This is a genomic window from Mesorhizobium sp. WSM4884 (genome assembly GCF_029625675.1).
Classification (GTDB): domain Bacteria; phylum Pseudomonadota; class Alphaproteobacteria; order Rhizobiales; family Rhizobiaceae; genus Mesorhizobium.
On record NZ_JARTVO010000005.1, the window covers coordinates 358090 to 367956 of the forward strand.

Genomic DNA, 9867 nt, shown 5'->3' on the forward strand with positions numbered 1-9867 from the left:
CTCTCAACCATGCCGAGGCAGGTAAATGGTCACCGCCAGACCGGATCTGGCATTGGCCATTTCGACGCGGCCGCCATAGGCTTCGACGATATCCGAGACGATCGCCAGGCCGAGGCCGCTGCTGCCGCCCTTGCTGTCGAGCTGAACGCCGCGCAACAACGCGATATGCCGAGCGGCCTCGGGGATGCCCGGCCCATCATCGACGACTTTGATAATGACCTCGCCAGCGCTCGCGGATGCGCTCACGTGAACCAGGGATTTCGCGAAACGCGTCGCGTTTTCGACCAGATTGCCGAGAATTTCCGAAAGATCACCTTCGTCGACCGGCGCCATGAAATCTTCGGCGGCGTCGATCACGAATGAGAGCTGCTTGCCCCTCGGCGTGCGCTTGATCACGGCCACCACGCCGGCTGCCACCTCTTCGACACGGCACGCAGCCTTGCCGGAGACACCGGGTGCCAGACGAGCGCGTGCCAATTCCCGCTCCACGTGACGACGGATTGCGCCGGCGCTCTTCTCGATTTCGTCGGCAAGTTCGGTTTCCCCCTTCTTGCGTAAGGTCCGGATGTCAGCCGACAGGACCTGCAGGGGGGTCTTGAGGCCATGTGCAAGATCGGTGGCGCGCGAGCGGGCGCGAGAGAGGGCTTTCTCCTGGGCTTCGAGCAAGCGGTTGATCTCGTCGGCTAGTGGCTGCACTTCGCTCGGCGCGGCGACGTCAAGCCGCGCCGTCCGCTGCGCAATCACGTTTTTGACGGCGACCCTTAGGCTTTCCAGCGGCGCCAAACCGACGGTGATCTGGATGAAGAACGCTCCCATCAGAGCGAAGGCGAGCACGATGAGCGCTGGCGCGAGATCGCGGACATATTCGCCCACCGACACTTCCACGCTGCGATGGTCTTCCGCCACGATGGCGCGAAAGGCCCGCCCGTCCGTATCAGTGATCGCACGCACGACGGCGACGGTGAGCTCTCCGCCTGGCCCCTTGAGTTCTTCCTTTCTCAGCTCGCCACTGGCTGCTTGTTCAGGCAAAGCCAGCGTTGTATCCCACAGGGAACGCGATCGAACGAGGCTATGGGTGGCCAGATCTTCCACTTGCCAATAGTGGCCAGACAGCGGGCTGGCGAAGCGCTGATCGGCCAGCGTCGATGCCACCGACAGACGGCCGTCGGCTGAGAAACTTGTCGCCCCGATCAGCTCATTGAGATCGACCGTCAACTCACTGACAACCCGCCTCTCGACATTCAGCTCAAACAGATAACGCAAGCCAACGCCGGCGATGGCAAGAGCGATGACGATCGATATCGCTGCAGCCGACCAAAGCCTGAAGCGGATTGAATTTCGCATCGGTCAGGCCCCGTCAGGCACCACGTATCCGAACCCGCGTCGCGTCTCGATGATATCGTTGCCAAGTTTCCGTCGCAGACGCGCGACGATGACTTCAATCGTGTTTGGATCGCGCTCGTTGCCGGAACTATACAAATGTTCGGCAAGTTCAGTCGGCGCGACCACTCGGCCGGCATGGTGCATCAGGAACGCCAGAAGTCGATACTCCAGCGGTGAAAGCGCTACCGGAACGCCGCGAAGCGAGATGCGCATCTGGCGTGTATCGAGCAGCAACGGGCCCGATTTCAGCACTGGCGCCGCCTGCCCGCTCGAGCGGCGCAGGATGGCGCGCAGTCGCGCCAGCAGCTCCTCCATTTCAAAGGGCTTCGGAAGGTAGTCGTCGGCGCCGGCGTTGATGCCTTCGACGCGCTCTGTCCACAGCCCCCTTGCCGTCAGGATGAGGACGGGAAAGCGGCGGGCATTGGCCCGCCAGCGCTTCAGAACCGTAAGGCCGTCGAGCTTCGGCAATCCCAGATCGAGGATCGCCGCATCGTAGTTTTCGACATCGCCTGCAAACCAGGCCGCTTCGCCGTCACCAACAATATCGACGGCCATGCCCGACGTCTTCAAGACTGTCGCGATGTCGGCTGCAATGCGTGGTTCGTCTTCTGCCACGAGGATTTTCATCTGTCGTCGCCTTCCCCGCCCACAACGGCGCCGGCGCCGGCATCGACATCGACGATCCTGCGGCGACCATCGGCGGCGACCACCTGAACCCGATAGACCCACTTGCCACCTGCGCGAATGAGATCGACCGCGACGATCTCGCCGGGAGCCTTTGCGCGGACAACGCTCAGAATGTCGGCAAGGCCCTCGATCTCCCCGCGTTCATAAAGGTCGCGCGCCCGATCGTGGTCGCCGTCGTCGTCTTGCGCCCGCACGGCAAATGTCGTGGCCAGGACAAGTCCGGCCACGCCCAAAGCTGCCAAGTGCATCGACACGGTTTTCATCGACGGGAGCTGTCGCATGCGGAAGCTGTCAGACCGCTGTCAATCATCGTCAGCCGGCGGCAAGGACCAGGCGTCTATCAAGGTCATCGCGTCCGAAGGGTGGGCGCGGAGAAGGATACCAAACCATGCGCAACTTTCCGGTTTTGCTTGCCGCCCTTGGAGGTCTTGCAGTCTCTGTCATACCAGCCGCCGCTGAATCCAACCAAGGATCATGCGCTCCTGCGTCCGCCACTTCTTCCGCGACGATCGACCTCGAGGCGATCCCAATGACGAGCGCCACCGGTCCGAAGTCGGTCAAAGGTGTCGGCGATGATGAATGCAGCGCTCGCACCGATCGGGACAACGAGGAATTCGGTGACAGCGAAGACTGACGATCGAGCGACCAACAGACCATCGTTCCCAACATTTCTGGAGCATATTTGCGATGCCTGAAATTCAGCATGTCCATCCCATTCTGGTGCATTTCCCCATTGTGCTTGTCTATACGCTTGTAGTCATCGACCTCATCGCGCTCAGCAGCCGCAACGCTGTAACGGCGCGCTCCGGCGTAGGTACGATTTCCACCTTTGTTGCCGTCACCGCAGGATTGTTCGCCGTCGCCACCTGGTTCTTCGGCGGTATGGCTCTTGACCACGCCGAGGCCGCCGGTTTTAGCAGTGAGGTTGCCGAGATCCATGAGAGCTTGGGCACAATCAGCGCCTTCACCTTTCTGAGCTGGGGTCTGATTCGGCTCGCGCTTTGGGTGCGAAATCGTGAGCTCGGCACGCTGACCCTTGCCATACCCGCGATTGAAATAGCTGGCGCGGCCCTGGTCACGGTAACAGGCTATTACGGAGGGCAGCTGGTTTACGGCCTCGGCGTGAACGTCGCCAAAGCTGCTGTCGGAGGCTGACGTCGCTCCCTCGCTTACGCGATCGACTTGTATCTCGGTGCGAACAGTCGCGCTCTGCGGGTTGCAACTCATCCTGAGAGCCGGGCCGGTTGCTTGTTGGCTCGCCTCGATGGGCTCGCCGCCTTTCGCCTGTGCTTGCCTTGCCTGCCGTGATCGAAGAGCCAGCTTTTCGTTATTTCTGAGACAAGCACATACAACGCCGTGATAGCGAGCAGCCCGGTAAGCACCGATCCTGCAAGGGGGACAAACCCGAACCAATTGGCGAAGGGAGCGAACGGGATGGCGATGGCGATGACGCCGACGCCGAGGGCAAGGCCGGCGAGCAAACGGCTGGGACGGCTGCGCCACAGCCTCTGGTGGGTCCGCACGACGAGCACGATGGCAAGTTCCGTCAGTACGGATTCCACGAACCACGCCGTTTGAAACGCAGCCGACGCGGCATGCGCGACCAGAATGAGGAAGGCGAACGTTGCAAAATCGAACAAGGAGCTCACCAGTCCGAAGCTCACCATGAAACGCCTCACGAAACGGATGTCCCAATGCCGCGGCCTGCGCACCTGGTCGGCATCAACGTTATCGCCCGCGATCGCGAGCGCTGGGATGTCGGAAAGGAAGTTGTTCAGCAGAATCTGCTTGGCCAGCAACGGTAGAAACGGCAGGTAGAGCGAAGCGGCGGCCATGCTGATCATGTTGCCGAAGTTGGCGCTGGTCGTGATGGAGATGTATTTCATCGTGTTGGCGAACGTCTTTCGGCCATCGTCGACGCCGTGCACCAGAACGCCCAGGTCACGCTTCAGCAAGATGATGTCGGCGGCCTCTCGGGCCACATCGACAGCGGTGTCCACCGAAATGCCTATGTCGGCTTCATGAAGCGCCGGCGCGTCGTTGATACCATCGCCGAGATAGCCGACGACGTGACCGCTCCGGCGCAGCGCCTCGACGATGCGCTCTTTCTGGTTCGGATCGATCTCGACGAAAATATCGGTGTTGCGAACGCTGGCCAGAAGCCCGTTCTTCGTCATTTTCGACAGGTCTTCGCCCGTCATGATCCTATCGGACCGGAGACCTACGGCCTCGGCCAGATGCGCGGCGACATAGCGATTGTCGCCGGATATGACCTTCACCCCGATGCCGCGATCGGCAAGTGCCGAAAGCGTTTCCCGCACCCCCTCCTTCGGCGGATCGAGAAACAGCAGGAATCCCGCGAAGGCCATCGCGGTTTCATCGTCGCGGCTGAAGCCTGCCTTGTCCTGAAAGCGCCGGATCGCCAGGCCGAGAACGCGATACCCCTGCGCGCTCCAACGCCTGAATTTCTCGTCGATCGTCTGGCGCTCCGCCGAGCCCAGGGATTGCAACCCATGTGGACCCTGCACGAAGGCACATACGTCGAGAATGTTCTGGACGGCCCCCTTGGTCACCAGGATCTGTTCACGCGCCCCCTCCCGCAGGGCGACCGACAGCCGCTTCCGAACAAAATCGTATGGGATTTCATCGATCTTGGCGAAACCAGACAGATCCTCCTGTCCAGGCGGAGCACTCGCTATTGCTTCGTCCAGGGGATTCTTCAGCCCGGTCTGCAAAGTCGCGTTCAGCCGTGCCCAAAGCAGGACCTCTCTCGAAGCATTGCCCTCGACGTCGAACGACCCATCGAGGTGGATGACGCCTTCCGTCAGTGTTCCTGTCTTGTCCGTGCACAGCAGGTCCATGCTGCCGAGATTCTCGATGGCATCGAGGCGACGCACGATGACGCCGCTGGCGGCCATCGTGCGCGCGCCCCTGGCCAGGGTGACACTGATGATTGCGGGAAGCAGTTCGGGCGTCAGGCCAACCGCCAGGGCAAGCGAAAACAGCAGCGACTCGATCAAGGGCCTGTCGAGCATCACGTTGGCGAAGAATACCAGGATGACGATCGCAAGCATGATCTCGGTCATCAGATATCCGAACATCCTGATACCGCGAGCAAACTCGGTCTCGGGAATCTGTCGCTCCAACGCGTCGGCTATCGATGCGAATTCGGTCCGAGCTCCTGTGGCCACGGCAAGCACTTTTGCCGTTCCGCTGCGAACCGACGTGCCGGTGAAAACCGCATTGGTCCGCTGCGCGATGCCGGCTTCAGGCGCGGACCGGCCGGCGGACTTCACAACGGGGAAGGTCTCGCCGGTCAGAACGGATTCGCTGACGTTGAAATCCCGCGACTCCAGGATCACGCCATCGACCGGGATGAGATTGCCTGCCGACAGGCAAACGACGTCGCCAGGAACGATGTCCTCGACACCGACCGTGCGTTCGAAACCGTCCCTCAGAACGGTCGCCCTGCGGGCGACACGCTGCCGCAGCGCCTCCATCGCGCGGGAAGCGCCATACTCCTGTGTGAAGCTGAGGATGCAGCTGGCCAGCACGATCGCGCCGATGATCGCTGCTTCGTGACCCTCGCCGACGAACACCGAAACGGCGGCGGCAAAGACGAGGATCAGGACCAGCGGGCTGCGAAACTGGCGCGCGAAGACAGCCAATGCCGAAGCGTCGGACCGCGGTGCGAGCGCATTTGGCCCGAATTTGGCGAGCCGGACCGCTGCGTCCGGGCTCAGAAGACCGGAGGTGGAGGCTTCCAGCTGCCCGACCAACTGATCGGTTCCGAGCGACCAGTAGGCATGCTCGACGAGGCCCGGAGAGCGGCCGATCGATTGCTCCTTGCTTGCCATGGCTGTCGGCCGATCCGCGTCGTCTGCCGTTCTGGTTGCCACGGGCCAGACAGTCAGTTCGAGAGGAGGCGATTGATGCCGCTCTCGTCGATCAGCGAGCGCGTGACGCCGCCGAAGGCCCATTCCCTTAGCCGGCTGTGGCCGTAGGCTCCGGAAACGATCAGATCGGCATGGATCGAGCGTGCGAACGCCACCAGCCTGTCACCGTCGGCGTCACCGGCGATCACTTCGGTCCGCGCCGTGATGCCATGTTGCTCCAAAAAAACCGCGACGTCGGCGAGGCTGTTTCGAACATCTTCTCCGGAGCCGGTCTCCATGGTGGCAACGACCACCTCGTTGGCCTTCGCCAGGAACGGCAGAGAGTCGGACAACGCCCTTCGCGCCTCCCTGCTGTCCTTCCAGGCGATAAGGACTGTCTTCGCCAGAAGGTGCTCGGCATTGCCCGCGGTGACCAGCACCGGCCGGCCGGCGCCGAGCACAAGGCTTCCGATATCGACGGCGCGGAAGACATCCTCCCCGCCATCGGCGGTCACGACCAGGTCGGCCGAACGGGCGGCTATGCCGAGAGCACGCGTCGGACCGCAGATATACTGCGTCCATTCACTGCTTATCGAGGTCGGGACGATTTTCTCGAAAATGTCGCGCAGTTCGGCAAGACGCTTCTCGATTTCCGTGCGAGCAATCTGCATGACCTCGCCTTCGTAGACCAGGCCTTCTCCCGTCGACACCAAAGGCGGAACGTCCGCGGCGGCGAAGCCGACGAGGTGAGCGTCGAAACGCTGCGCGAGTTCCGTTGCCAACTTTACGATCGGCGCGGGGTTTGCATCAACGGCCAGATTGACGACTATCGTTTTGTAGGACATGCGGGCACCTCGCTCGGAGCGCGGAATGTTTGTCATTTGCATTGTCCGAAGGTGTTGCGCCTTGATACCGATCAAATCATCACAGCAGCTGTTTGGAGGGCGGAACGATGAGTGCTAAGTCAGCGACCGCCGCTGTTTCTCAATCCGGAGACTGCTTGTGAGCAAAAAGGAGCAAGGTTGGCCAGAAACCTTCGCCAAAGCGTCTCCGCTGGCCGGCGGCCCACCGGAGCAGGCCGACAACCTGCCTGAAAATGAACTTCTCGCGCTGATGTTCGATCAGGCTCCGGGTTTCATGACCCTGCTCAGCGAGCCGGGCCACGTCTTTCAGTTGACCAATGCTGCTTACCAACACCTGATCGGCCAACGGCAGGTCATCGGCAAGTCGGTTCGCGAGGCCTTGCCCGAGCTCGAGGGCCAGGGATTCTTCGAACTGCTCGATCGTGTCAGCGAAACCGGCGAGCCCTATGTCGGCCGCAATGCCAAAATTGTCCTGCGCAATCCTGAAACCGGCCTTGCGGAAGAACGCCTTCTGGATTTCGTCTATCAGCCCATCAGGGCCAAGGACGGCCGGATCACCGCTATCTTTGTTCAGGGCACCGACGTCAGCGACCTGTCGTTCGCCAACGCTGCCCTGCAACTGCGCGAGGATCATCTGCGTTCGATCCTGGCGACGGTTCCCGATGCGATGATCGTCATTGACGAAAGCGGCCTTATCCAATCCTTCAGCACGGCGGCCGAGACATTGTTTGGTTACAAGGCCAGCGAAGTCATCGGTCAAAATGTCAAGTTGCTTATGCCCTCCCCATACCGGGATGAGCACGACGCCTACATGCGGCGTTACCTGACGACAGGAGAGCGGCGCATCATCGGGATAGGCCGTACGGTAACCGGAATGCGCAAGGACGGATCGACGTTTCCGATGGAACTCGCCGTCGGCGAAATGCATCCGGGTACGGGCCGCTTCTTCACCGGCTTCTGCCGAGACTTGACGGAACGCCACAGAACGGAAGCCAGAATGCAGGAGCAACAGCAGGAGCTGCTTCATATGGCGCGATTTACCGCGCTCGGCGAAATGGCCTCGACATTGGCGCACGAGATAAACCAGCCGCTGACGGCCATCACGAACTATCTCAAAGGCAGCCGCCGTCTCCTCGAGAAGAGCAAGGACGAGAACGCCGCCATGTTGCATGAGGCCGTCGAGAAAGCTGCCGAACAGGCCTTGCGCGCCGGCGATGTCATCCGTCGTCTCAGGGATTTTGTCGCCAGGGGCGAAAGCGAGCATAAGGTCGAACGTCTGCCAACGCTCATCGAGGACGCCTCGTCGCTCGCCTTGGTCGGCGCCAGGGAAGCGGACGTGCGCGTCAGCTACGATCTCGACCCGGCGGCCGAGCTTGTATTGACCGATAGAATTCAGATCGAGCAGGTATTGCTGAACCTGATGAGAAACGCCGTGGAGGCCATGCACGGCGCGCCACGTCGGGAATTGCGTGTCGCAACCAAGGCGCGGCACGATGGTATGATGGAGGTTGCTGTCATCGATACCGGCCCGGGGTTGGCGCCAGAGGTTTCGGCCCAGCTCTTCCAGCCTTTCGTCACCACCAAGAAGCACGGAATGGGTGTCGGCCTGTCCATTTGTCGCACTATCGTCGAGTCCCACGGTGGTCATATCTGGGCAGAGTCGCCACCCGGCGGTGGCGCCGCGTTTCGGTTCACGCTGCGCGCTGTAGAGAAGGAAGAGGTTGCCAGTGGCCAATGATGTTGTGCATGTCGTCGACGACGATGTCGACGTTCGCAAGTCCCTGGGTTTCCTCCTCGCGACAGCCGATTTTGCCGTGCGCCTGCATGAATCGGCAACCGCGTTCCTGGCGTCGGACCCCAAGGAGATCGACGGCTGCATCGTCACCGACGTGCGCATGCCCGGCATCGACGGCATCGAATTCCTGCGGCAACTGAAAGCCCGTGGCTTGAGCGTACCCGTGATTGTGATGACGGGGCATGCCGACGTCGCACTGGCTGTCCAGGCGATGAAGGAGGGCGCCTCCGACTTCATCGAGAAACCATTCGACGATGAGGTGCTCATCAATGCCATTCGCTCTGCCCTGGACAACCGAACTCAAGCGGTAGCCACGCACCCGCAATCGGCCGAGATCCGGAAGAACCTTGCCACCTTGTCGGAACGAGAGCGTCAGGTGCTCGATGGGCTTGTCTCCGGGCTGCCGAACAAGACGATTGCCTATGATCTCGGGATCAGTCCACGCACGGTCGAAATCCATCGCGCCAACGTCATGAGCAAGATGGGCGCCGGCAGCCTCTCGCATCTGGTGCGCATGGCCTTGATCGCCGAACCCAAACGTTGAAGCATGTCTCCCGAAAGCGGGAACCGGTCTCGGTGCAAGACGCCTAAAGCGCACCGAGCGAACCTGAAAGATCGCGACACGCTTTTAAAGCAACCAATCCAGGAGAAGTGCGCAGCGGTTTCCCGTCCGGACTTGCCGCTCTAAGGCAGGTTTCGAAGCGAAGCCGTCTTATCTTTTCGGGGATCCCATTCGCGCCAGTGGGTCGGCCGGATATCGACGCGCACGCCGGTAACGGCATCCCGCCATCCTTCCCGACCTTTTTCGCAAGGAAATACAAGCGCATGCAAGCCATCCTCGTCCAGAACGGCTAGTTCGAGGCTGCGGCCAAACGGAGCACTTGCAATGGGATTCCACATTCAATCAGCATGAGCTGAAAAGTGGTTTCTCGCTTTGACTTGAATCAGTTTTGGTCGTTGGCGTCGAACTTGCCCGCCGCGATCACGGGATTGCAATGTCCTTGCCTTTTTGGGCCCGAGCTTCCTGGCCACGGAACGCGGTCTCGTTCGGCGGCACGTCGAACACATCCAGGCGTCCTGCGATTTGACATAGCTCAAAGCGGAGCCTTCCCTCGGTTCATAAATTTGAGTCCGGTGGATCGACCGTCGCAACTCGCGGGCGGCGCTTCCTGCATAGGAGTTCAACAATGAATTACCAGCGGTTCTTCGAAGATGCGATCGAGCAGCTCCATGCGGAGCGGCGCTACCGCGTCTTCGCCGACCT

The 9867-nt window shown here is 61.1% G+C and carries 9 protein-coding genes; 4 read left to right on the top strand and 5 right to left on the bottom strand.

What is annotated here, in order from left to right; all coding sequences use genetic code 11:
- Positions 1-3 precede the first annotated feature (3 nt).
- Genes P9236_RS11120 through P9236_RS11130 form a run of 3 tightly spaced genes read right to left on the bottom strand, consistent with a single transcriptional unit; the run spans position 4 to position 2297 of the window.
- The gene (locus P9236_RS11120) at positions 4-1344 is read right to left on the bottom strand and encodes a HAMP domain-containing sensor histidine kinase (RefSeq protein ID WP_278074657.1); all 1341 of its coding nucleotides are present in this window, start codon (positions 1342-1344) and stop codon (positions 4-6) included.
- 3 nt (positions 1345-1347) lie between these two features.
- Positions 1348-2010, bottom strand: coding sequence for a response regulator transcription factor (locus tag P9236_RS11125; RefSeq protein ID WP_278074658.1), 663 nt, complete (start codon positions 2008-2010; stop codon positions 1348-1350).
- Positions 2007-2297, bottom strand: a complete 291-nt coding sequence (locus P9236_RS11130) for a PepSY domain-containing protein (RefSeq protein WP_278074659.1) — start codon at positions 2295-2297, stop codon at positions 2007-2009. Before P9236_RS11130 ends, P9236_RS11125 begins: the two co-directional genes overlap by 4 nt.
- A gap of 161 nt (positions 2298-2458) precedes the next feature.
- On the opposite strand from P9236_RS11130, the gene P9236_RS11135 reads away from it, so the two are divergent.
- Both P9236_RS11135 and P9236_RS11140 read left to right on the top strand, forming a co-directional pair.
- Entirely contained in the window at positions 2459-2704 is a 246-nt protein-coding gene (locus P9236_RS11135; RefSeq protein WP_278074660.1) for a hypothetical protein, read from the top strand.
- A gap of 53 nt (positions 2705-2757) precedes the next feature.
- The gene (locus tag P9236_RS11140) at positions 2758-3225 is read left to right on the top strand and encodes a DUF2231 domain-containing protein (RefSeq protein ID WP_278074661.1); all 468 of its coding nucleotides are present in this window, start codon (positions 2758-2760) and stop codon (positions 3223-3225) included.
- A 68-nt stretch (positions 3226-3293) separates the two neighbouring features.
- Here the strand turns inward: P9236_RS11140 and mgtA are convergent, their stop codons facing one another.
- Both mgtA and P9236_RS11150 read right to left on the bottom strand, forming a co-directional pair.
- Complete coding sequence (mgtA, locus tag P9236_RS11145; protein ID WP_278074662.1) at positions 3294-6050, bottom strand: magnesium-translocating P-type ATPase; 2757 nt, start codon at positions 6048-6050, stop codon at positions 3294-3296.
- Positions 5981-6790, bottom strand: coding sequence for a universal stress protein (locus tag P9236_RS11150; RefSeq protein ID WP_278074663.1), 810 nt, complete (start codon positions 6788-6790; stop codon positions 5981-5983). Before P9236_RS11150 ends, mgtA begins: the two co-directional genes overlap by 70 nt.
- 268 nt (positions 6791-7058) lie before the next feature.
- Between P9236_RS11150 and P9236_RS11155 the strand changes: the two genes are divergently transcribed.
- Both P9236_RS11155 and fixJ read left to right on the top strand, forming a co-directional pair.
- The gene (locus P9236_RS11155; protein ID WP_278074679.1) at positions 7059-8546 is read left to right on the top strand and encodes a PAS domain S-box protein; all 1488 of its coding nucleotides are present in this window, start codon (positions 7059-7061) and stop codon (positions 8544-8546) included.
- Positions 8536-9147, top strand: coding sequence for a response regulator FixJ (gene fixJ / locus P9236_RS11160; protein ID WP_278074664.1), 612 nt, complete (start codon positions 8536-8538; stop codon positions 9145-9147). The genes P9236_RS11155 and fixJ overlap by 11 nt, the downstream gene beginning before the upstream one ends.
- The last annotated feature ends 720 nt before the right edge of the window (positions 9148-9867 follow it).

Excerpts from the sequence above, each read along its gene's own strand:
- P9236_RS11140 (WP_278074661.1), top strand. The coding sequence starts at position 2,758 with ATGCCTGAAATTCAGCATGTCCATCCCATTCTGGTGCATTTCCCCATT.
- P9236_RS11150 (WP_278074663.1), bottom strand. The coding sequence starts at position 6,790 with ATGTCCTACAAAACGATAGTCGTCAATCTGGCCGTTGATGCAAACCCC.
- P9236_RS11155 (WP_278074679.1), top strand. The coding sequence starts at position 7,059 with ATGTTCGATCAGGCTCCGGGTTTCATGACCCTGCTCAGCGAGCCGGGC.
- P9236_RS11125 (WP_278074658.1), bottom strand. The coding sequence starts at position 2,010 with ATGAAAATCCTCGTGGCAGAAGACGAACCACGCATTGCAGCCGACATC.
- P9236_RS11120 (WP_278074657.1), bottom strand. The coding sequence starts at position 1,344 with ATGCGAAATTCAATCCGCTTCAGGCTTTGGTCGGCTGCAGCGATATCG.
- mgtA (WP_278074662.1), bottom strand. The coding sequence starts at position 6,050 with ATGGGCCTTCGGCGGCGTCACGCGCTCGCTGATCGACGAGAGCGGCAT.
- P9236_RS11135 (WP_278074660.1), top strand. The coding sequence starts at position 2,459 with ATGCGCAACTTTCCGGTTTTGCTTGCCGCCCTTGGAGGTCTTGCAGTC.